This is a genomic window from Ruegeria sp. HKCCD4884 (assembly GCF_013110855.1).
In the GTDB taxonomy this organism is placed as follows: Bacteria; Pseudomonadota; Alphaproteobacteria; order Rhodobacterales; family Rhodobacteraceae; genus Ruegeria.
Genome location: NZ_WVRJ01000002.1, coordinates 113,179 through 131,436 on the forward strand (window position 1 = coordinate 113,179; position 18,258 = coordinate 131,436).

Consider the following 18,258-nt stretch of genomic DNA (forward strand, 5'->3'; position numbering starts at 1 on the left):
ATCAGCCCAACGGCTGCGCCTTTTCCACGATACGTACGAAAAAGGACGCGCCGACCGGTGCGATATCGTCGTTGAAGTTGTACTTGGGATGGTGCAGCCCTGCCCCCTCGCCTTGCCCCAAGAACAGATACGCGCCGGGCCGTTCTTGAAGCATGTACGAGAAATCCTCGGCCCCCATTTCGCGGCCTGCGTTGGCGATCACCCGATTCTCGCCCGCGACCTCACGTGCCACGTCAGCAGCGAAGTTGGCTTTTTCGGCATCATTGATCGTTGCGGGATAGTTGACGTCATAATCCAGTCTTGCCTCAACCCCATAAGACGCCGCTTGCCCCTGTACGATCTGCTCCATTCGCTCCATCACCATTTTCTGCACAGCCGGATCGAACGTGCGTACCGTTCCATTGATATAAGCCGTGTCGGGAATCACGTTATTGACCGTACCCGAATGGATTTGCGTGACCGAGACCACCAGATCGTCCAAGGCATAGTGGTTGCGGCTGACAATCGTCTGAATAGCTTGCGCGATACCACAGGCCGCCATCACAGGGTCGCGCGTCTCATGCGGCATGGCACCGTGGCCACCGACACCTTGGATATGTACCTCGAACGTATCAACCGCCGCCATGATCGGCCCGGGCGTGGTATAAAATGCCCCTTCTGCAAAACCCGGCGCGTTGTGCAGCGCATAGACCTGCGAAATGTCGAACCTCTCCATGATGCCCTCTTCCACCATCACGCCAGCACCGCCACCTTCTTCCTCGGCAGGCTGAAAGATCAGCGCGACGCGGCCACGGAAATTCCGCGTCTCGGCCAGATAGCGCGCAGCCCCAAGCAGCATCGTCGTATGCCCGTCGTGGCCACAGGCATGCATCTTGCCCGGATGTGTCGACGTGTACTCCACCCCGGTTTCCTCGGCGATGGGCAAAGCGTCCATGTCCGCGCGCAGGCCGATGGTCGGGCCATCCTCCTGCCCGTTGATGATCGCAACCATTCCGGTCTTGGCGATGCCTTCATGCAGTTCATCCACCCCGAACTCGCGCAGACGCTCGGCCACAAAGGCGGCCGTCTCATAGCACTCGAACTCCAATTCAGGGATCGTGTGCAAATGCTGCCGCCATGCGGACATATCGGCTGAGAAATCGGCAATTCGGTTGACGACGGGCATCTGGGGTGGACTCCTGATCGGGACTGCGGAATGGATGCATCTGACACCGGAACGAAAGGGTTCGCAATGGCCGAAAATCCTCTGATCCACGACAGCGACGCTGGTATCGAGCGTTTGCTGGAAATCATGCGCCGCCTGCGCGACCCGCAAAGTGGCTGCCCGTGGGATATCGAGCAGGATTTCGCGACCATCGCACCCTATACGATTGAAGAGGCGTATGAAGTCGCCGACGCCATTGAGCGCGAGGCTTATGATGAGCTGAAAGGAGAACTGGGCGATCTTCTGTTCCAATCTGTCTTTCACGCGCAAATGGCTGAAGAGGCCGGGCATTTCACCTTTCAAGACGTGGTTCGAACCATGTCGGACAAGATGGTCAGCCGCCATCCGCATGTGTTTGGTGACGAATCCCGCGACAAGTCAGCCGATCAGCAGACCAAGGATTGGGAAGCAATCAAGGCCGCCGAGCGTGCGGGCAAGGAACAGAAAGGCGCGTTGGACGGTGTCGCGGCGAACCTGCCCGCCCTGCTGCGCGCGCACAAACTGCAAAAACGCGCTGCCCGCGTTGGCTTTGACTGGCCCGATGCCAGCCATGTGTTGGCCAAGATCACAGAAGAAGCGGCCGAATTGGAAGAAGCGCGCGACAGGATGGACGCCGATGCGCTTGAGGACGAATTTGGCGATCTGCTGTTTGTGATGGTCAATCTTGGTCGCCATCTGGGTATCGAACCCGAGGCCGCCCTGCGCCGCACCAATGCCAAGTTCACCCGCCGCTTTGAACAGGTCGAAGCCCGTCTGGCCGAGAGGGGCAAAACCCCCGCCCAAAGCGATCTGGCCGAGATGGATGCGCTCTGGGACGAGGTCAAAACCGAGGAACATCGCGCCAATGGCAAACTCCCGCCGGTGGACGCGCCGACCGGGGCCTGAAACTGCTGGACAAGTGCGGTGACACTTGCGAGTGTCCGCGCTTCAAGACCCCGGAGGCACAATGGCACCGCGCAAAATCATCATCGACACCGACCCCGGACAAGACGACGCCGTCGCCATCCTGCTGGCCCTGGCCAGCCCGGATGAGATCGAGGTTCTGGGCATCACTGCCGTTGCCGGAAACGTTCCTCTGGCGTTGACCGCCAAGAACGCTCGGATTGTCTGCGAACTGGCGGGGCAGACTGGTGTTCCTGTCTATGCGGGTTGTGATCGCCCCCTGATCCGCCCTCTGGTCACGGCAGAACATGTACATGGTAAAACCGGGTTGGACGGGCCCGTTCTGCCGGACCCTGAAATGCCGCTGGCAGACGGACATGCGGTTGATTTCATCATCGAGACACTGCGCAAACATGACTCGGGCACCGTGACCCTTTGCCCGTTGGGGCCGCTGACCAACATCGCCATGGCATTCCGCAAGGCCCCTGACATCGTCGATCGGGTGCAGGAGATCGTGCTGATGGGGGGCGCTTATTTCGAAGTGGGCAACATCACCCCCACAGCCGAATTCAACATCCACGTCGACCCGGAAGCCGCTGATATTGTTTTCAGATCCGGCAGGCCCATCGTGGTCATGCCCTTGGATGTCACGCACAAAGCGCTGGTCACCAAACCCCGCAATGATGCATTCCGGGCATTGGGAAACAAGGTCGGCATTGCAGTGGCGGAAATGACCGACTTTTTTGAACGCTTCGACAAGGAAAAATACGGCAGCGCGGGCGCACCTTTGCATGACCCCTGCGTAACCGCTTATCTGATCCGGCCCGAATTGTTCTCGGGCCGTCATGTAAATGTCGAGGTTGAGACCCGGTCGGAACTGACCATGGGCATGACCGTCGCCGATTGGTGGGGCGTGACCGAACGTGCACCTAATGCGCTGTTTGTCGGCGACCTCGACGCGGATGGCTTTTTTGCCCTGCTGACAGAAAGGCTGGCCCGACTATGAGCGCCGCTCTGCGCCTTGCGCGCCCCGAAGATCTGGATCGTCTGATGGCGCTGGTCACTGCGTTTCATGCCGAGGCGCGGATCGAACAGGACGCTGACAAAACCCGAAATGCCCTTGCCCCCTTGCTGGAAGGCATCCCCCATGGCTGTGTCTACCTGATTGGCCCGGGACGCGCGCCGTTGGGCTATATCATCCTAACCTTCGGCTGGTCAGTCGAGTTCGGTGGCATGGACGGGTTCGTAGACGAAATCTATATCCGCCCTGCCGTCCGCGGCCGTGGCATCGCCACCGAGGTTTTGCTGGATCTTCCCAAGGCATTGGCCGGAGCGGGTCTGACCGCGCTTCATCTTGAAGTGGACAGAACCAATGAGGCCGCTCAGAAACTGTACCTGCGTACCGGGTTCAGACCCCGCGAAAAGTACATGCTGATGAGCAAGGCGCTTTAGCGCGATTCTCCCCGGAAGATATTGGCGGGATTCATGTCCTGAACCGGATCATTCGCCGATACTTCTTCCCCGGTTATTGGGTAGGTTCCCGGACCCGCACACGCGGACAGAATGGTTATGGACGTTGCGGCGATTATCAGAAGGAATTTTGATACAGACATCGTAGCCCCCTTTCTGTAATGAACCGAGGTTACGGGATTCAGCGCGGGCATAGTTAGTAACAAGTTCACACATAATAAAATTTAAGCAGATCTAAAGCGGACAAAATAAGGCATTTCGGCGCGTAAAACGCTGATTAAATTCAATTATCGTTATCTTTACTTTTTTTGACTTCCGTGAGCTGCATTTCAAAAAAGAGCAGATAATCCCGAGCGATTTCTGGAATCTCAGAGTAAGCACCACGCAGATGGAACCCTAAAGACAGGTATAATTGAGTCGCGGCTTTCAGCGGTTTTCCGGTGTCCATTCGGATGTAATCGAAACCAAGATCCCGACAGGTTTCAATCAGCGACAGCATGATTGCACGCCCTGCACCGGATCCCCTTGCTGTATCCCTCACATACACCCGCTTTATTTCGGCCACACCCGGCGCAATTGTGTGAAACATGCCGCAACCAATCGGCTCTCCGTCAAGCATGGCCAGTTTGAGTCCGCCGTCAGGCGGTGCATGATCTGCTGCCAGAGTGTCCATCAAACGGGCGTATTTTTCCTTGGCGTAGAAGGTTTGGACGATCTGGACAGATCGCTCATCCAGCGTCAGCAGGAAATCCCGATAGTCCCAACACAAACGCCGAACCGCGTTCAGCTGGTCCGGCGTTTCTGGTTCAATAATCTTCAGCAAGACGTGACCCCCGGATCGCACCCAAGGGCCAGCCTAGCACCACACGGGTTATTTGCGAAGGATCGACGCGCCCGCGTATTCCGCGACCTCGCCCAAAGATTCCTCGATACGGATAAGCTGGTTGTATTTGGCCAACCGGTCCGACCGGGCCAGAGAGCCGGTTTTGATCTGACCGCAATTGGTCGCCACAGCCAGATCGGCGATGGTGGCGTCCTCGGTCTCGCCCGAGCGGTGGGACATAACGTTGGTGTAACGCGCACGGTGTGCCATATCGACGGCGCGCAGGGTTTCGGTCAGCGAACCGATCTGGTTCACCTTGACCAGCATCGAGTTCGCGCAGCCGCGTTCGATCCCTTCGGCCAGACGTGCGGGGTTGGTCACGAACAGGTCGTCACCCACCAGCTGCACCTTGTCGCCGATGGCATCGGTCAGGGCTTTCCAACCGTCCCAGTCATCTTCGGACATGCCGTCTTCGATCGAGATGATCGGATAGTCATTGACCAGCGCCGCCAGATAGGCTGCATTTTCTTCGGACGACAGTGAGATACCCTCGCCTGCCAGAACGTATTGGCCGTCTTTGAAGTATTCAGTCGCGGCGCAATCCAGCGCCAGGTGAATTTCCTCACCCGGTTTGTAACCCGCTTTTTCGATGGACTTCAGGATGAAATCCAGCGCTTCGCGGGTCGAGGCGATGTTGGGGGCAAAGCCACCCTCATCACCGACACCGGTGGCCAGACCAGCTGCCGAGAGCTCTTTCTTCAGTGTATGAAACACCTCGGACCCCATGCGCACCGCCTCGCGGATGTTCGCGGCCGAGGTCGGCATGATCATGAATTCCTGAATGTCGATCGGGTTATCCGCGTGCTCACCGCCGTTGATGATGTTCATCATCGGCACAGGCAGAACGCGGGCCGAGGTGCCACCCACATAGCGATACAGCGGCTGTGTGGTGAAATCCGCCGCTGCCTTAGCCGTTGCCAGCGAAACACCCAGAATGGCGTTTGCACCCAAACGGCCCTTGTTTTCGGTCCCGTCCAGCTCGATCATCGCCTGATCGATGGCCACCTGTTCGGTCGCGTCGAAACCTACCAGTTCTTCGGCGATCTCACCGTTTACGGCGGCGACGGCTTCAAGCACGCCCTTGCCCATGTAACGCGCTTTGTCACCGTCGCGCTTTTCAACTGCCTCATAGGCACCGGTTGATGCGCCGGACGGCACGGCAGCACGGCCCATGGTGCCGTCTTCCAGAATGACGTCGACTTCAACCGTGGGGTTGCCCCGGCTGTCCAGAATTTCGCGTGCGTGGATGTCGATTATAGTGCTCATGAGGCCTGTCCCTATGGCTGCAGTCGTTGCACGCGTCATAGCAGCACCGGCCCAAAAGTAAACCGTTTCCGTTAACGCTAACACGCATATTTACGGCCCTTTAGGGCTAACAGTTTTCTGTTTGCGCCAACAAGATCAGGCTGGGACAAGTTCGCGGGCCAATCGTCGTTCGCGGACAAAGGTGTACAGGCCGGACCCGATGATAAGGGTCGCGCCCGCCATTGTCAGGACATCTGGCCGCTCACCAAACATCAGCATCCCCGCAAGGATCGAAAACACCAGACGTGTATAGCGGAACGGCATAAGAGCCGACGCTTCGCCCACACGCATTGCAGTAACAATGCCGTAGTACCCAATCACGCCAAACCCTACGGCGCCTAAATATGGCAGGGCTTGTCCATCCTGAAGTGGTGTGAAGGATGCACCAGACATCGCCATCAAAAGTCCCCCGGCCAGCGCAACGGCGATATAGGCCTGCATTGCTACAACGGTCGAGGCCACCCGCACGTCCAGCTTACGCGTGATCAAATCCCGCGCGGCAATTGCAATGACGGTCAAAACCACAAACAGCGACTCGGGCTGAAACCCTTCCAGACCGGGGCGAATGATCATCAGAACACCGACGAAGCCAACACCAATGGCGCTCCAGCGCCGCCAGCCGACCTGTTCACCCAGAAACAGGGCCGCCCCCATGGTGACAGCAAGGGGCATGGCCTGAAACACGGCGGCGACCGTGGACAGATCAATCAAAGACAGTGCTGTCACAAAGGTCACCGCCCCGATCCCTTCGGTTGCCGCGCGTACCATTGGCAGTAATTGCCAGGCCACCGGATCAAAAATCCGCTTACGCGAGACCAGCGACAAAACCGCGAACGCGAACCCGCAGACCAGACCGAGGAACACCATGATCTGCCCAGTCGGCACAGAGACCGACAAGACCTTGATGAACATATCTTCAAGTGCAAAGGCCGCCATCGACCCTATGAGCAGCAGAATGCCGTTTACGTTGTTCATTTGCGCGTCCACAGGAAAAGGGCACATCCGGTGCCTATTGCGCACAACAACCTGATGCGACGGTCGTGGGCAAGACAAATTCCCGTCACGCTTGATGAATTAACGTGGGTTAATCAATCGCGTTTCGTGATGGATCAGTCCTGTTCCAGCGGCACGCCGTACAGTTCCAGCCGATGACCTTTCAGCTTATATCCCAGTTTTGCCGCGATTTTTTCCTGAAGGGCTTCGATTTCGGGGTCGACGAATTCGATAACCTCGCCCGATTGCATGTCGATCAGGTGGTCATGGTGATCACGCTCGGCATCTTCATACCGCGCGCGGCCGTCGCCGAATTCCAGACGTTCCAGAATCCCGGCCTCTTCAAACAGTTTGACCGTCCGATAGACCGTCGCGATCGAGATACCTTTGTCGACGGCAGAAGCACGTGCATAAAGTTCTTCGACATCCGGATGGTCGTCGCTTTGCTCCAATACCTGCGCGATGATCCTTCTTTGACCGGTCATGCGCAGGCCCTTGGCCTCACAACGCCCAATAATCGTATCCGACATGATGCCCCTCAGACTTGCTCGGGTCTCTGTCTTAGTATGTCTGCGCCGTTTGCGCCACAGGGTTTTCCGCTTTTCCGCTGATCTTATGCGGCACGTGTCAGATCGGCCCAAACGGGCAGATGATCCGATGCGATATGCGCCGGGCGCGCGTCGTGAACCCCATGTGCAGTGGCCTGCACCCCTGCGCCCAGCGCGATCCGGTCCAGCGCGCCCAGAGGTTGGGCTGCGGGAAAGCTGGGGCGAGGCGGTAGAAAGCGCATTTCGGGGGCCAGATGGTCCAGAACCGGTTGTCGTGACCATTCATTGAAGTCCCCGGCCCAGACAGTTGGCATCTGGTCAAGATCGTCGTCACAGCGCCGGATATGCGAAATCTGTTGCCGACGGGATGCGGGCAGCAGCCCAAGATGCATCCCCATCACCCGCAGCGGCCCGATTTGAGTGTCAAACTCGACCCGGACAGCCCCGCGCGGCTCTAACCCCGGCAATTCGTGATGCCCTGTTTGCCGGACTGCAATGCCGTCACCACGCCAGATGACCGCATTGCCATGCCACCCAAGGCTTCCGGCCCCGCCCAGATCGACGATCTGCCAACCGGCCTCGTCCAGCATGAAATGCGGCAGGGCCGCCGGGCGGGGCGGCAGGCGTTTGTCAGCCTCTTGCAACACTACGATGTCAGCCCGCATGTGTTCGATGACCTGCAGGATGCGCTGCGGTTGACGCCGGAAATCCAGCCCGAGGCATTTTTGAATGTTATAGCTGGCGATACGTAGGGTTGAAGACGGTTTCATAAGGGCTTGACCAATGGGCTTGCGCCCAATGTGCCACCTCTGGCGCGGTGCGCAACCCCTCTGTTCGGTTACGGAACGAATGCCTTGGACAGAAACAAAGCCAATTGCACGGTTAATTGGCAAACGACCTGCAAGCGATCACCAAAGGATTGTTCCTTTTGATCCTCTGCTCTATCCGGTTGCAGTGGAACGGCGACACCGCCACAACTCGAGGGGCTGAATGGAACTGCATCAGACACAGCCGGACAACAGCACCCGCGCCAGCCTGGTTCTGGTCATGGGTGGCGCGCTATGGGGGCTCTACTGGATCCCGGTTCGGTTCTTTCTGGATCAGGGTCTGACCGGCCCCTGGCCCGGGATTGTCATGTACTGCGCGGCCCTGATCGCCTTACTTCCGTTTATTTGGAGCGATCGGCAAACGCTGGTGCGGGAATGGCGCAACCTGATGCTCAGCGGCATGTTCACAGGGGCCGCGTTCAGCCTGTATTCCATCAGCCTGGTGTATACCGACGTCGTGCGGTCCATACTGCTGTTCTACCTCACCCCGATCTGGGGAACACTTCTGGGTGTTTTGTTTCTGGGTGAGCGTCTCAGCCTAACGCGCCTTGCTGGTCTTTTCTGCGGGTTGGGCGGCCTTTTTGTTGTTCTGGGCGGCGCGGGTTTCGTGCCCTGGCCGCAAAACATAGGCGATTGGCTGGCATTGGCCTCAGGCATATGCTGGGCCCTTGGCTCTATGGGCCTTTATCGTGTCAATCGCATCTCGATTTCGGGGCAGGTCTTTGCCTTTGTTTTCGGTGCGCTGATCCTGTCCCTATTCAGCCTTCTTGCTCTGCCCGAGCAGGCTTTACCATCCATCGCGCAAAGTGAAGCGATCCGCATTCTTCTGTTGGCCCTGTTGTCGGCCTTCTACGTCCTGCCCATGATCTACATGACGATTTGGCCTGCGACGAAGCTTACCCCATCAAGGGTCGGCCTGCTGCTGATGAGCGAAGTGGTCGTCGGAATCGCATCTGCTGCCGTGCTATCCGGAGAACCCTTTGGCCTGCGCGAGTTTCTGGGCGCTGCGCTGATCGTCAGCGCCGCCGTGTTGGAGATCGTGCGAAAGTAGTGTCGCCCTATGGGTCATGTCCCACAGAAGGTTGCGTGCACCACCTCGTTCTTGGCCGGGGGCCGTTTCAAATCTGCGTCGTCATCCTGATCATCGTAAGGCCGAGCGAGGACGGCATTCAGCCGATGGAACGGCGCGTAATCCCCTTGCACCGCCGCTTGGATCATCTGTTCAACACGGTGGTTACGCGGAATAAACGCCGGGTTAGCAGCGGCCATCACGTCGATCGGTTGCGCTTCGCGTTCTAATCGCGCGCGCCAGCCCTCGGCCCAACTGTCATAGCTGGCGGGGTCAACAAACTGATCCCGCGCGGTATCGCTGCCCAGCGCCCGGAAGGTGTTGGTGAAATCCGCCTGCCCTTCGGCCATCCGCTTCAGAAGATCCGTCACAAGCTCTAGATCACCGTCTTCGTCAATCGTCAGACCGATCTTGGCACGGAACAGGGTCAACCAATTCTGCCGCAAAAGCTCTGGCATGGAATGGACGATCTCGGTCGCCTCTTCGACAGCGGCCTCCTTATCATCCATCTGCTGGATCAGCGACGTCGCAAGCTGCGCCAGATTCCACACGGCAATGTCGGGCTGGTTCGAATAGGCATAGCGCCCCATCCGGTCAATCGAACTGTAGACCGTGTTGGGGTGATACGTGTCCATGAAAGCGCAAGGGCCATAATCAATCGTCTCACCCGCGATCGAGCAATTGTCAGTGTTCATAACCCCGTGAATGAACCCCACGCTCATCCACTGCGCGATCAGCTTGGCCTGTGCGTCCCGCACCGCCCGCAACAGACCCATCGACCCGTCAGCCTCGGGATAGTGACGCGCGATGGCGTATTCCGTCAGTCGGCGCAAACTGTCCAATTGCCCCCGAGCGGCGAAAACCTGAAACGTGCCCACCCGCAGATGGCTGCTGGCCACGCGCGTCAACACCGCCCCCGGCATCGGGCCCTCGCGAAACACCGTCTCACCTGTTTCTACAGCGGCCAGAGCACGTGTGGTCGGGACGCCCAGCGCGTGCATCGCCTCAGACACCACATATTCGCGCAGAACCGGCCCCAGCCACGCCCGACCATCGCCACGGCGCGAAAAAGGCGTGGGGCCCGAGCCTTTCAACTGTATGTCCCGGCGCACCCCATCGGTGCCTACGGTCTCGCCCAGCAGCACCGCACGCCCGTCCCCCAATTGAGGGTTATACTGTCCGAACTGGTGCCCAGAATACAGCTGCGCAATGGGCTCTGCACCTGTGGGCAGACGATTGCCAGCAAAAGCCTGGGCCATGTCCTGCACATCTCCTGGGGTGATCTGCAGCAACTTCGCCAAATCATCGTTGAATGCAATCATCTTTGGCGCACGGACGGGAACCGGAGCCTGCCGCGCAAAAAACGCATCCGGCAGGCGGGCATAGGTGTTATCGAAGTGGATCGTCAGGGTCATGCCGCATTACATATTGTTCAGTCGCACGAATACCATAGCGGATCGTATCGTCCCGTGCATAATCACGCCGAACCAAGAGGGCACCTATGACCGCACAAGACATTATCGACCACCTGAACCTGCAACGTCACCCCGAAGGCGGTTGGTATGCCGAGACATGGCGTGCCAGCAACGCAGGCCGCCCCACCGGCACTTGCATCTATTTCTTGTTGCAGGCCGGTGAAAGCAGCCACTGGCATCGGGTCGACGCCACCGAGATCTGGCTCTACCACGCAGGCGCACCTCTGGTCCTGTCGCTCAGCGCGACGGATGCGGGGCCTGCGGTTGATCATCTGCTGACCCCTGACCTGTTAAAAGGCGCACCGCAGTTGATCGTTCCTGAAGGCCATTGGCAGGCTGCACGCAGCACAGGCGACTACACCTTGGTCAGTTGCACGGTCTCTCCCGGCTTTGATTTCGAAGGTTTTGAGTTGGCCGCGCCGGGCTTTGACATCCCAAGGGAATAGCCCGACCCAAGAAATCTCTGAAAAGTTGAGTTTACAGACGGCCCAGCTTTGACCATCCTGTACCCGTAACCGTGTGTGACGGAGTATCGAGTGAGCATGAAGCAGGTCTGTTTGACTGTCCTTTTTCTCTGCTTAAGTGCAGGGATTGCAAGCGCCAGCCCGGACTGTGCAGATTCTGGCGAACCGTTGGATGTTTCATTGCCCAGCGAGTCTACAACTGCCGAACCAGCCGCGCAGACGCCCGAAGACCTGTCCCCATGCGCGGCCATGCAATTGGAACAAGGACGCGAGCGGATGCGCGAACGCGGGGCCGTCTGCGGCGACTGGACCATATTGGGCGAAACGCGCAAAACCCTGAAAAGCAAAGCCCGGGGCTGCGGCATTGCCAAACCGGTTCGGGTCTACCGAATCTCAGATGTTGCCCTCAGTCAGTTTTCGCTGATGGATTGTCAGACGGCTGTCACGTTGAAAACATGGATCGAAACCGTTGCCAAACCCGCCTTTGCTGATATGGGCGGCGGGCTCAAGGGGATGCGGGTTGTGGGGCACTATGCCTGCAAAACCCAGAACAACCAGCCACGCGCGCGCCTGTCTCAACATGCACGCGGGCGGGCCATCGATATTTCAACCTTTGTTCTTCAGGACGGCACACAAATCACCGTTAAGGACGGGTGGACGGACAAGACCCAAAGTGCGGTGTTGCGCGAGCTGCACAACGGTGCCTGTGGCGTGTTCAGTACCGTGCTCGGCCCGGACGCCGACCGCTATCACGTTGGGCATTTTCACTTTGACACAGCCCAGCGCAAAGGCGCTCCGGTTTGTCGTTAGTCCTTCGGGCTTGACCGGACTTAAACCGGGTTTAACGATGCCGGTATGGACCACAAAGACCTGATCGCTTCTCTGCCCACTGAGACCAAGGACCGATTGCAACGCCGGTCGAACTCCGCTGGGCTGAACCATCTGTTGATCTATCTGGCGGCGTTGTCGGCCCTGAGCGCCGCAATCGTGGCGCAAATCCCGTTCTGGCCGGTTTTGATCCTGCCGCAAGGCGTTTTGCTGGTGTTCCTCTTCACCCTCAGCCACGAATGCACCCACAAGACCCCTTTTCGTACAGGGTGGCTGAACGATGCGGTCGGACATCTGGTCTCGGTCCCAATTGCCCTGCCCTTTACGTGGTTTCGATATTTCCATCTGGCCCACCACAAATGGACCAACGACCCCAAACGCGACCCGGAGCTGGATGGAAAACCGCGCCCCGACAACTGGCCTGACCTGCTGATCTACCTGAGCGGTTGGACCTATTGGAGCGGCATGGCAAAGGTTCTTGTTCAAAACGCACGCGGCCACCTGGATGCCCCTTACCTTCCGAAGCGCCAACACAAAGCGATGAAGGTCGAAGCGCGCATTCTGCTTGGTCTCTATGTCTTAACGCTCATCAGCCTGACCTACAGCGCGATACTGTTCTGGGTCTGGCTTCTTCCGGTGCTGGTCGCTCAACCCGCTTTACGCCTTTACCTGCTGGCCGAGCATGGCCTCTGCCCGCCAGTGGCGAACATGCTCGAAAACTCACGCACCACCTTTACCAACCGGGTCTTACGGTTTTTGGCCTGGAACATGCCTTACCACGCCGAGCATCATTCCTTTCCAAACGTACCGTTCCACCACTTGCCCGAGCTGCACAACTGGACACGCGCGCACTTGAAATCCACATCCACCGGTTACACGGAATTCACCAAAGACTACGCCCGAACGCTCAACTCATAAGATCCGTTCTTCATCTGGCCGAAAATACCTCGGGGGAGGCGCGTTTGCGCGACGGGGGCAGCGCCCCCTATTCGCCACTTCGGCTTTTGATCAACATGCTGATCAAAGGCACCAACACTGTCGCCATCGAACCCAATGGATTCGCCCCGATGTTTTTGACGGCCTGCACAACTTCGCGCGCTTCAGTCGCCATCTCTTCCAACTCATCCTCGATATCTGCAATTGCCATGTCGCGAACTTCAACCGCCGGGGCGACTTCGTCCTCTGCGTTGCTGCGTCGCGCGAACAAAACCAGCAGACAGGCAAACGCAAGATTGCCAAGTGCCAGTAATGCAGCGGCCGAGGCAGGAGACATGGAGTTTTGCAGAGCAAAGAACAAGGCAACGTTCACAAGCACCAACGCTGACAGGGCAGCAATGCCCGCGATCCCCATCAAAATAGTCTGCTGTTGAACCACGGCCAGACGGCGCCGGGTGATCAGACGTTCCGTCCGATAGATCGTCACCAGATTTCTACTCAATCTGCTCATGGGTCCCTCCTAACCTTGTGCGCGTCCGACAACGTATCCCAGCGAAAACGCAATAATTAACGCAGTCATCGGATAATCCTTCTGCAGGCGGCCGAATTCCTCGACCACGTCCTCTCCCAAGGACTGTGCCTTGCTCAGATCAATGCCATGCTCTTCAAGCAGCTTTCGGATTTCATCTGATGTCTTGACGCGTTCGGGCGCGTCCTTGGGCTTCGGGTACTGTTCGACCCGCGCCTCCAACGTCGCGTTGCGCTGCCGTAATTTCTCTAATTCGGTTTCAAGCTCTGCTTTTGTCGCCATAATGCCTTGCCCTCAATCCATGGGTCTGAGGCAACCGTCGCACAACAAGTTGTTTTTTTGAACTGTTTTTGGGTAATGCTACCCAACGGCATCCATCGAAACCGAGCTGACCACTCCGCCCCCGACCAGTGCCTGAACACCGGTTGTGCCGGGGCACGAGGTCGGCAGGCCTCGCGCCACGCGCACCGCCAGATAGGCAAAAGCCTGCGCCTCGAGCATATCGCCATCCAGTCCCACCGCCTCAACCGGTTCGACCGGGCAGTCCAACGACACGCGCAGCATCTCCATCAAAACCGGATTATGTCGCCCACCGCCGGTGACCAGCACACATGACGGAGGTTTTGGGCAATGCTCCATCCCTTGCACGACCCCCGCGGCACACATCCCGGTCAGGGTTGCCACGGCATCCGCATCGTTCAATTCCTGCACCAGACCGATCATTTCCGAAAAATCATTCCGGTCCAATGATTTCGGCGGCATCCGGGCAAAGTATGGCTCGGCCAGAAACAGCTCTAACGCGCCCATTTCGACGGTGCCATCCCGCGCAAGCGCCCCGTCCCGGTCCATCGGCAGCCCCAGCCGGGCTTGCATCAGATCGTCAACCGGCGCATTTGCAGGCCCGGTGTCAAAGGCCAGCAACGCGCCGGGCGCTTCGGGTCCGTCAAAGGACGGATCAACATAGGTCAGATTGCCGACCCCACCCAAGTTCAGAAAACACAAAGGCCGATCCGCACCGAACCACTTGGCGCAGGCAAAATGAAAGAACGGCGCCAGCGGAGCGCCCTCGCCCCCCATCGCCACATCATCGCTGCGGAAATCCCAAACGACCGGACGCCCCAGCGCTTGCGCAAGTCCCAGACCGTCACCCACTTGCAAGGTGCCACGCCCGCGCGGCTCATGTGCCAGGGTCTGGCCGTGAAAACCGATCAGGTCGACCTCTTCAAATTCTGACAGCGCTTCGGCATGGGCAAAAGTGACCAATTCGGCGGCTGCATCCACATCTGGCCCGTGCCACTGCCCCAGCGCCGTACGCAACACGTCGCGCTCTGCGTCAGTGTAGGCACGATAACCGCTTTGCCCAAACCCGATGATCTGGTGCCCGTCGGTTTCGACCATCGCGGCATCCACCCCATCCATCGAAGTCCCCGACATTGCGCCCAACGCCCGGATCACACCGTGTTTGCTGATGGTCTGGCTCACGCCTGCCTCCTGATCTGGCTGTTCTTTTCGCCACATCCGGGTCTTTGGGTTCACCTCTGGGTTGCAGCCCGGTCAAACTGCCTTTTGTTTGTACAAAAACGCAAGCGTTCTCGTCAGGCGGCATTCATTTTTCGCAAATCGCGTGGCTGGATCGACACCCGGCACACTTATGAAAAGGTGGCTTTTCCTCCTGCGCGCTGCCGCCTATACAGTGCCCCGCAACATTAACCCAAAGGGCACGATATGACCTACCACCCCAAATCGGATTTCATCGCCACGATGATCGAGCGCGGCTTTCTCGCCGACTGCACCGATTATCAGGGCCTTGACGACGCGCTGATCAGTGGGTGCAAACCGGCCTATATCGGCTTTGATGCAACGGCCAAGTCGTTGCATGTGGGCAGCCTGATCCAGATCATGATGCTGCGCTGGTTCCAGAAAACCGGCCACCAGCCGATCACCCTGATGGGCGGCGGCACCACCAAGGTGGGCGATCCGTCGTTCCGCGCCGATGAACGCCCGCTGCTGGGCCCCGAACAGATCGACGAGAACATCTCGGGCATCAAAAAGGTGTTCTCAGCGTATATCGACTATGACACGGACGCCGAGAACAAGGCACTGATGCTGAACAATGCCGAATGGCTGGACGATCTGAACTACCTCGATTTTCTGCGCGATATCGGACGCCATTTCTCGGTCAACCGGATGCTGTCGTTTGAGTCTGTGAAGTCGCGGCTGGATCGTGAGCAGTCGCTGAGCTTCCTCGAGTTTAACTACATGATCCTTCAGGCTTATGACTTCCTGGAACTGAACCGCCGCTATGGCTGCGTTCTGCAGATGGGCGGCTCGGATCAGTGGGGCAACATCGTCAACGGCATCGACCTGACCCGCCGCGTGCTGGATTACGAGATCTACGGCCTGACCTCGCCTCTGCTGACCACCAGTGACGGCAAGAAAATGGGCAAGTCTCAGGACGGTGCGGTTTGGCTGAACGCTGAGATGCGCTCGCCCTATGAATTCTGGCAGTTCTGGCGCAACACAACCGACGCGGATGTGGGCCGGTTCCTGAAGCTCTACACTGAATTGCCGGTGGATGAGTGCGACCGTCTGGGCGCCCTTGCCGGGTCCGAGATCAATGAAGCCAAAATCCGTCTGGCCAATGAAGTCACAACCCTGCTGCATGGCGCGCAGGCTGCGGCCAACGCCGAAGCGACCGCGCGTGAAGTGTTCGAGAAAGGCGGCGTTGGTGGAGATCTGCCAACACTGACCCTCAGCCCTGATGAGTTGGGTGACGGCATGTCAATCGTGCAGATCATCGTCAAATCGGGTTTGGCAAAATCCGGCAAAGAGGCCAAGCGCCTGATCGCCGAGAACGGGGCCAAGCTGGATGATGCGCCGCTGACCGATGCAGGGCTGATGATCGACGCAGGCGCGCTGTCATCGCCCATCAAGCTGAGCGCTGGCAAAAAGCGCCACGCGCTGGTTCAGCTCGGCTGACAAGGCCTCAATCTGAAGAGGCAAAGCAAAAAACGGCCACCCAATCGGGTGGCCGTGTTGCTTCGTAAGACGGGGTGTTTACCTAAGTCCCTTTCCACCACCTCGACCGCCGCCACGACCGTTCCGGTCATCACCGCTTTCGTCATTGTTGGCGTTGTTGCCCCGGCCCGGGCTGCTGCCTTCGCCGCCATTCCCGCCGCCGTTGTTGCCTTTGCTGCTGCCTTTGCCTTCACCTCGGCCATCGCCGTTTTTACCCTTTCCTTCGCCGCCTTTGCCGCCTTTACCTTCGCCGCCTTTGCCGCCTTTACCTTCGCCGCCTTTGCCGCCGCCTTTGCCTTTACCTTCTCCCTTGCCGCCGCCTTTTCCGCCGCCTTTTCCGCCACCATCTCCGGGTTCGCCACCATCACCGGGTTCGCCACCATCACCGGGGCCGCCACCATCTCCGGGTCCGCCACCATCACCGGGTCCGCCGCCTTCTCCGGGTCCGCCATCATCGCTCGGGTCGTCGCCATCTCCGGGTTCACCACCGCCTGGCGATCCTGGGTTTCCCGTATCTGCAAACGCTTCACCAATCGGTTCAGATCCCCGGCTTTCACCACGGTTTTCACTTGATCCCGAAAGGCTTGCCGTCGGCAAGTCCGTCAGTAGCGCGGCGAGACCCGGACACTGTGCCCCGGTCACGTCCAACGTTGTCTCGAAATCCGACCGTCTCTGAAGCCTGTCCAGAAAACTCGGCGTCACCTGCACACAATCACATAAGCCTGCATAATCCCCGGCATTCGCGAGGCTGCGGGCTGTTTTTCCAGTGCAGGTATCCGGTGCAGCAGATGCACTGCCAATCATCACCAATCCAAAAACAGGCGCGACAAATACAGCGCCCAGCATTTGTTTCTTACTCATAACCATATCAGGACCTCCTGGCGAAAAAACACATGACGGCCCCAACATCTTCACTCACAAACAGGCGCGTTTTCGTGAGGGTCGGATTAATTTGTCTTCAGGAACGCAAGCACAGCCCGGATGGGCAGCGTCATCATCAAAAGGGTGGACACCACCCCCGCGTAGCAGTTATTGAACAAGTGTTCATATCTTTGGGAGGAGTTCACCATGCACCTGTCCACCACAGCAGCACTCGTCACCGGCGGCGCTTCCGGTCTCGGCGAAGCCACGGCCCGCTATTTTGCCTCTGAAGGTGCGCAGGTTACCATTCTGGACCGCGACGCGGATCGCGGCGCAAAGGTCGCTGCCGAAATCGGGGGTCACTTCGCGCAGACGGACGTGACAGATGAAGATTCGGTGGCTGCCGCCGTGCGCCATGGCGTGGAGAAGATGGGCAAGATCACTGCTGCCGTAAATTGCGCGGGCATCGCGTATGGCATCAAAACGGTCGGTAAGGATGGTCCCCACCCTTTGGATGCCTTTCAGCGCACCATCGACATCAATCTGGTCGGCACTTTCAACGTGTCTCGTCTTGCCGCCGCCGAGATGGCCAGGAATGACCCCGAGTCCGATGGCGCGCGTGGTGTGATCATCAACACCGCCTCTATCGCCGCCTATGACGGGCAAAAGGGTCAGGCGGCCTACGCAGCGTCCAAATGCGGTGTCGTCGGCATGACCCTTCCGATGGCCCGTGATCTAGCTTCAACCGGCATTCGCGTCATGACAATTGCACCCGGCATCTTCATGACACCGATGCTGGCTGGCCTGCCCGAAGAGGTACAACAACAGCTCGCTGCTGACGTCCCGAACCCGCCCCGTTTGGGCGACCCGAAGGAATACGGTCGTCTGGCCGGTTTCATTGTCGAGATGGGTTATCTGAATGGTGAGGTCATCCGCATCGACGGCGCCCTGCGCATGCGCTAAACC

Annotated in this window: 21 protein-coding genes; 9 read left to right on the plus strand and 12 right to left on the minus strand. The window is 58.5% G+C overall.

What is annotated here, in order from left to right; translation table 11 throughout:
* Position 1: 1 nt before the first annotated feature.
* Positions 2-1,165, minus strand: coding sequence for a M20 aminoacylase family protein (locus tag GS636_RS02955; RefSeq protein ID WP_171668392.1), 1,164 nt, complete (start codon positions 1,163-1,165; stop codon positions 2-4).
* Between the two features lie 66 nt (positions 1,166-1,231).
* Here GS636_RS02955 and mazG point away from each other — a divergent pair, with 66 nt between their 5' ends.
* From mazG to GS636_RS02970, 3 genes are all read left to right on the plus strand, one after another.
* A complete protein-coding gene (mazG, locus tag GS636_RS02960) occupies positions 1,232-2,089 on the plus strand; it encodes a nucleoside triphosphate pyrophosphohydrolase (RefSeq protein ID WP_171668634.1) in 858 nt (285 codons plus the stop codon).
* A gap of 61 nt (positions 2,090-2,150) precedes the next feature.
* Positions 2,151-3,092: a nucleoside hydrolase gene (locus GS636_RS02965; protein ID WP_171668393.1), complete on the plus strand. Its 942-nt coding sequence runs from the start codon at positions 2,151-2,153 to the stop codon at positions 3,090-3,092.
* Positions 3,089-3,538 carry an N-acetyltransferase gene (locus tag GS636_RS02970; protein WP_171090492.1) on the plus strand — a complete coding sequence of 150 codons (450 nt, stop codon included), beginning with the start codon at positions 3,089-3,091 and terminating at the stop codon, positions 3,536-3,538. The genes GS636_RS02965 and GS636_RS02970 overlap by 4 nt, the downstream gene beginning before the upstream one ends.
* On the opposite strand, the gene GS636_RS02975 is transcribed toward GS636_RS02970, so the two are convergent.
* The 6 genes from GS636_RS02975 to GS636_RS03000 all read right to left on the minus strand — a co-directional run bounded on the left by GS636_RS02975 (position 3,535) and on the right by GS636_RS03000 (position 8,055).
* Positions 3,535-3,699, minus strand: coding sequence for a hypothetical protein (locus tag GS636_RS02975; protein WP_171183540.1), 165 nt, complete (start codon positions 3,697-3,699; stop codon positions 3,535-3,537). The two genes, GS636_RS02970 and GS636_RS02975, sit on opposite strands and share 4 nt — an antisense overlap.
* A 140-nt stretch (positions 3,700-3,839) precedes the next feature.
* Entirely contained in the window at positions 3,840-4,379 is a 540-nt protein-coding gene (locus GS636_RS02980) for a GNAT family N-acetyltransferase (protein WP_171668394.1), read from the minus strand.
* 48 nt (positions 4,380-4,427) lie between these two features.
* Positions 4,428-5,705, minus strand: a complete 1,278-nt coding sequence (gene eno, locus GS636_RS02985; RefSeq protein ID WP_171668395.1) for a phosphopyruvate hydratase — start codon at positions 5,703-5,705, stop codon at positions 4,428-4,430.
* Between the two features lie 135 nt (positions 5,706-5,840).
* The gene (locus GS636_RS02990; protein ID WP_171668396.1) at positions 5,841-6,719 is read right to left on the minus strand and encodes a DMT family transporter; all 879 of its coding nucleotides are present in this window, start codon (positions 6,717-6,719) and stop codon (positions 5,841-5,843) included.
* Positions 6,720-6,853: 134 nt separating this feature from the next.
* Positions 6,854-7,267, minus strand: coding sequence for a Fur family transcriptional regulator (locus tag GS636_RS02995; protein WP_171090502.1), 414 nt, complete (start codon positions 7,265-7,267; stop codon positions 6,854-6,856).
* Between the two features lie 83 nt (positions 7,268-7,350).
* On the minus strand, positions 7,351-8,055 hold the full coding sequence (locus GS636_RS03000) for an endonuclease/exonuclease/phosphatase family protein (RefSeq protein ID WP_171090504.1): 705 nt from the start codon (positions 8,053-8,055) through the stop codon (positions 7,351-7,353).
* A gap of 220 nt (positions 8,056-8,275) precedes the next feature.
* On the opposite strand from GS636_RS03000, the gene GS636_RS03005 reads away from it, so the two are divergent.
* Positions 8,276-9,163 carry a DMT family transporter gene (locus tag GS636_RS03005; protein ID WP_171668397.1) on the plus strand — a complete coding sequence of 296 codons (888 nt, stop codon included), beginning with the start codon at positions 8,276-8,278 and terminating at the stop codon, positions 9,161-9,163.
* A gap of 14 nt (positions 9,164-9,177) precedes the next feature.
* Here GS636_RS03005 and GS636_RS03010 read toward each other — a convergent pair whose 3' ends face one another.
* Positions 9,178-10,596 (minus strand): YdiU family protein, encoded by a 1,419-nt coding sequence (locus GS636_RS03010; protein ID WP_171668398.1) that lies wholly within the window; start codon positions 10,594-10,596, stop codon positions 9,178-9,180.
* A gap of 86 nt (positions 10,597-10,682) precedes the next feature.
* On the opposite strand from GS636_RS03010, the gene GS636_RS03015 reads away from it, so the two are divergent.
* The 3 genes from GS636_RS03015 (at position 10,683) to GS636_RS03025 (ending at position 12,866) form a co-directional block, all read left to right on the plus strand.
* Complete coding sequence (locus GS636_RS03015; RefSeq protein ID WP_171668399.1) at positions 10,683-11,102, plus strand: cupin domain-containing protein; 420 nt, start codon at positions 10,683-10,685, stop codon at positions 11,100-11,102.
* A gap of 198 nt (positions 11,103-11,300) precedes the next feature.
* Complete coding sequence (locus GS636_RS03020; protein WP_171090512.1) at positions 11,301-11,930, plus strand: extensin family protein; 630 nt, start codon at positions 11,301-11,303, stop codon at positions 11,928-11,930.
* Positions 11,931-11,975: 45 nt separating this feature from the next.
* Positions 11,976-12,866, plus strand: a complete 891-nt coding sequence (locus tag GS636_RS03025) for a fatty acid desaturase (RefSeq protein WP_171668400.1) — start codon at positions 11,976-11,978, stop codon at positions 12,864-12,866.
* Between the two features lie 67 nt (positions 12,867-12,933).
* On the opposite strand, the gene GS636_RS03030 is transcribed toward GS636_RS03025, so the two are convergent.
* The 3 genes from GS636_RS03030 to GS636_RS03040 form a co-directional block, all read right to left on the minus strand.
* Positions 12,934-13,395 (minus strand): hypothetical protein, encoded by a 462-nt coding sequence (locus GS636_RS03030; RefSeq protein WP_171668401.1) that lies wholly within the window; start codon positions 13,393-13,395, stop codon positions 12,934-12,936.
* A gap of 9 nt (positions 13,396-13,404) precedes the next feature.
* Positions 13,405-13,695 carry a hypothetical protein gene (locus GS636_RS03035; RefSeq protein ID WP_171668402.1) on the minus strand — a complete coding sequence of 97 codons (291 nt, stop codon included), beginning with the start codon at positions 13,693-13,695 and terminating at the stop codon, positions 13,405-13,407.
* A 78-nt stretch (positions 13,696-13,773) separates the two neighbouring features.
* Positions 13,774-14,895, minus strand: a complete 1,122-nt coding sequence (locus GS636_RS03040; RefSeq protein ID WP_371808685.1) for an anhydro-N-acetylmuramic acid kinase — start codon at positions 14,893-14,895, stop codon at positions 13,774-13,776.
* Between the two features lie 243 nt (positions 14,896-15,138).
* On the opposite strand from GS636_RS03040, the gene tyrS reads away from it, so the two are divergent.
* Entirely contained in the window at positions 15,139-16,392 is a 1,254-nt protein-coding gene (tyrS, locus tag GS636_RS03045) for a tyrosine--tRNA ligase (protein ID WP_171668404.1), read from the plus strand.
* Between the two features lie 78 nt (positions 16,393-16,470).
* On the opposite strand, the gene GS636_RS03050 is transcribed toward tyrS, so the two are convergent.
* Complete coding sequence (locus GS636_RS03050) at positions 16,471-17,292, minus strand: hypothetical protein (RefSeq protein ID WP_171668405.1); 822 nt, start codon at positions 17,290-17,292, stop codon at positions 16,471-16,473.
* A gap of 207 nt (positions 17,293-17,499) precedes the next feature.
* Between GS636_RS03050 and GS636_RS03055 the strand changes: the two genes are divergently transcribed.
* Positions 17,500-18,255 carry a 3-hydroxyacyl-CoA dehydrogenase gene (locus GS636_RS03055; RefSeq protein WP_171668406.1) on the plus strand — a complete coding sequence of 252 codons (756 nt, stop codon included), beginning with the start codon at positions 17,500-17,502 and terminating at the stop codon, positions 18,253-18,255.
* Positions 18,256-18,258 lie beyond the last annotated feature (3 nt).